The sequence below is a fragment of the Oleiphilus sp. HI0043 genome (genome assembly GCF_001634935.1).
In genome coordinates, this window is the sequence record NZ_LWEY01001080.1 from 1 (window position 1) to 3,073 (window position 3,073).

Here is a 3,073-nt window from a genome sequence, read left to right on the forward strand (position 1 = left end):
AAGGCCGTAGATAGCATCTTCGTCAGTTACCTGAGAAATCTGCATAGCCTCATTGCCTTCAAACATGGAGTTCATTACACGTCCGAATAGTGTCGCATCTTCACCGAAGCGGTTGGCTGCAATAGCGGCATCTTCATCACCCGTAAGGATGTTGTTAACACTACGTACAATACGTTCTGCACGAAGAGACTGGCGTTCAGCAACTGAGATCTGGTCTGCGGGAGCATCGTTCTCAAGTAGAATCATGACCACGTCTTCATACTCAATCTGGAGCTGAGGAATGGTTTCGTTTAATGTTTCAGCGATCTGGTGCAGGGTCAAAACCGTTTCCTTGTTTTCCAGGATACGGTCAGCATTGCTTTTTACTGTTTTCCACAGGTCGGTTACACCGGCGTCATCAGCAAGGTTTGATGGCGGCAAGCCGGTTTCATCATTACCTTGGTTGATTAACTGTAGCTTGTTTTCAAAGTCATCTCTAGACTTCTTCAACTGATCAAAGGCCTCTTCTTTACCGGCAGCAGCTTCAGTTGCGTTCTTTGCGACCTCTTGAGACAGTACGCGCAAATCACTAGCGTGACTGGCATATTCGACATCGTGGTTACCGTCTCTAGTGATAAAATATGAAACAACTAAAAGCGAAATCAATAACACGATCAGCGCTGAGCCCACTAAAAGAATTTGTGAGTTGGCGCTCTGGTCTGTGCTAAATTTTCCAGATATGATTTTCATTTCCTGGCTCCCGGCCTTGTACGATCTAGTGTTTGTTTTTCAATTTACTGCTTTCAAATGATGAGCAGCGTTACTACCTGACTGCAACATCAAGAAACTTTTTATTGTTTGTCAGTGTGAAGGTATCAAATACATTCCATTGACTATTGTTCTTTTCAAATGCGCCTTTTATAAAAGGCTGGATTGACTTTTCTAATAGTGAGTTAGCATTCTTTTGAAAGCTATCAGCTGAAAAGTACTGCATGCCGTGAACGCTATCTACGACAAAGCCGCTAAGAATCTCACCGTGCTCGACGATTAAGACTCGTTTATCTCTGCTCTTTTTGGAGCTGGATTCAACATCAAAAAATAAGGCTAAATCCATGATTGGAAGTAGACGGCCACGTACGTTTGCTACACCAAGCATCCAGTTTCGTACACCTGGAACAGAGGTGTACTTGGGTAGGTGCAGGATTTCAGATACTGAACCCATTGGAGCAACGAACTGAGTGTTGGCAATCGTAAAGCCGATACCATTCCATAACTCTACAGCTTCGTCTTGCGCAGGCAGCCCCGCAGCGTACTTAACGCTACGGTTTACGATGTCAGCTAGAATATCAAAGGGGCTAGCTTGCTTGGCAGAAGATGCGCTCATGCTCTGTTAATACCCTAACCCAGCAATTCGTTGATAGTTTGAATCAGGCTACTTTCTGGCACAGGTTTTACAAGATATCCTTTGGCGCCTTGGCGTGTACCCCATACCCGGTCTGTTTCCTGGTCTTTTGTTGTCACGATAATTACCGGAATTTCAGCAGTTTCAGTTGCTCGAGTTAATTGTCGAGTGGCCTGAAAACCATTTAAACCTGGCATCACGACATCCATCAGGATTAGGTCAGGTTGTTCTGCTCTCGCAACAGCAACGCCATCAGCACCATTATCAGCGGTAATCACCTCATGATTGTTGCTTTCTAGAATGGTTGAAATTTTACGAATCTCTGTAGGCGAGTCGTCCACGATCAAAATGCGAGCCATAATTCCTCCTGGCAAAATACTACTCTTTGTAAACCGAAATAATTAGCTGACTTGGCTATTCGGCATATGGGTGCGAATAGTATTCAATAATTCATCTTTACTAAATGGTTTGGTTAAATATTGGTCTGACCCAACGATACGACCTTTCGCCTTATCAAAAAGACCATCCTTACTGGACAGCATTATGACGGGGGTAGACTTGAAGGCACTGTTATTTTTTATCAGCGCACAGGTTTGATAACCATCCAGCCTAGGCATCATGATATCAACAAATATTATATCGGGGTGGGAGTCTGCTATCTTAGCGAGCGCATCAAAACCATCTGTAGCGGTGATGACGGTACAGCCAACTTTTTTTAGCAGAGTCTCTGCGGTACGACGAATAGTCTTACTATCGTCGATAACCATAATTTTAAGGTTTTCGAAATTATCTTCCATTATCCAGCAGCCTAAGGCACTTGAAGAACAATTAGCGTCGGGTCTGACATGTCTTGTACGCGACGCACTACGATATTCCAAGCCTGAACTTGTCAAACCTGGTATTTACTTTTCACGGTCACGATACAAAATTCGGCGACCATTATTTCACTATAGACCAATATCTTAAAAGTGTTTGTTAATATCAAATCACGATTAATTTCATAAGCATTTATTATTTATAGTTTAAATAGATAATCTAAGAAAGAAATTGTTTTATTCAAAATGTAATGAAAGTTAAACTAAGATAGTAGTTCTTAAGGTTAGTACATTTTTTTTGTTTCGCAGGTAATAAATGACGTTTAAGTTAGGAATTGTGATGGATCCCATTTCCGGGATTAATATCAAGAAGGATAGTTCCTTCGCTATGCTGCTTTCTGCCCAAGCGAAAGGCTGGTCTTTGAACTATATGGAAATGTCTGACCTATATTTGGATCAAGGTACGGCTCGTGGACGTTTGACGCCTCTCAAGGTAAGTAACGATGAGCAAAGCTGGTATGAACTTGGTGAGCCGCGCGAAGCCGATTTGGCTGAGTTAGACGTCATTCTTATGCGTAAGGATCCACCCGTTGATTCAGAGTTTATTTACGCTACGCATATTCTAGAACGGGCCGAGCAGCAGGGAGCTTTAGTATTAAATAAAGCCCAAAGCTTGCGAGATTGTAATGAAAAGCTATACGCGACTCTTTTCCCCCAATGTTGCCCGCCTGTTTTGGTCTCGAGAGATCAGCAACGCTTGAAAGCGTTTTGTAAGCAGCATGAAGACGTCATCTATAAACCCTTGGATGGTATGGGAGGCGCTTCTATTTTCAGAGTGACTCTGGGGGACAGTAACCTAAGTGTGATTCTCGAAACG

Annotated in this window: 4 protein-coding genes and 1 pseudogene; 1 reads left to right on the plus strand and 4 read right to left on the minus strand. The window is 42.9% G+C overall.

Going from position 1 to position 3,073, the window contains the following annotated elements; all coding sequences use genetic code 11:
• From A3729_RS11860 to pilG, 4 genes are all read right to left on the minus strand, one after another.
• Positions 1 to 729: type IV pili methyl-accepting chemotaxis transducer N-terminal domain-containing protein (locus A3729_RS11860; RefSeq protein WP_197475816.1), on the minus strand; the 729-nt coding region annotated here is incomplete at its 3' end.
• A gap of 73 nt (positions 730 to 802) precedes the next feature.
• Entirely contained in the window at positions 803 to 1,363 is a 561-nt protein-coding gene (locus A3729_RS11865; protein WP_068508699.1) for a chemotaxis protein CheW, read from the minus strand.
• Positions 1,364 to 1,377: 14 nt separating this feature from the next.
• Positions 1,378 to 1,740 carry a twitching motility response regulator PilH gene (pilH, locus tag A3729_RS11870; protein ID WP_068553627.1) on the minus strand — a complete coding sequence of 121 codons (363 nt, stop codon included), beginning with the start codon at positions 1,738 to 1,740 and terminating at the stop codon, positions 1,378 to 1,380.
• A 42-nt stretch (positions 1,741 to 1,782) separates the two neighbouring features.
• Positions 1,783 to 2,178, minus strand: coding sequence for a twitching motility response regulator PilG (gene pilG, locus A3729_RS11875; protein ID WP_068508694.1), 396 nt, complete (start codon positions 2,176 to 2,178; stop codon positions 1,783 to 1,785).
• Between the two features lie 334 nt (positions 2,179 to 2,512).
• Between pilG and A3729_RS11880 the strand changes: the two are divergent.
• Positions 2,513 to 3,073: pseudogene (locus A3729_RS11880) on the plus strand (glutathione synthase); the annotation flags it as partial.

Bases quoted from the DNA above. Each gene is read 5' to 3' on its own strand.
- A3729_RS11865 (WP_068508699.1), bottom strand. From the start codon at position 1,363: ATGAGCGCATCTTCTGCCAAGCAAGCTAGCCCCTTTGATATTCTAGCT.
- pilH (WP_068553627.1), bottom strand. From the start codon at position 1,740: ATGGCTCGCATTTTGATCGTGGACGACTCGCCTACAGAGATTCGTAAA.
- pilG (WP_068508694.1), bottom strand. From the start codon at position 2,178: ATGGAAGATAATTTCGAAAACCTTAAAATTATGGTTATCGACGATAGT.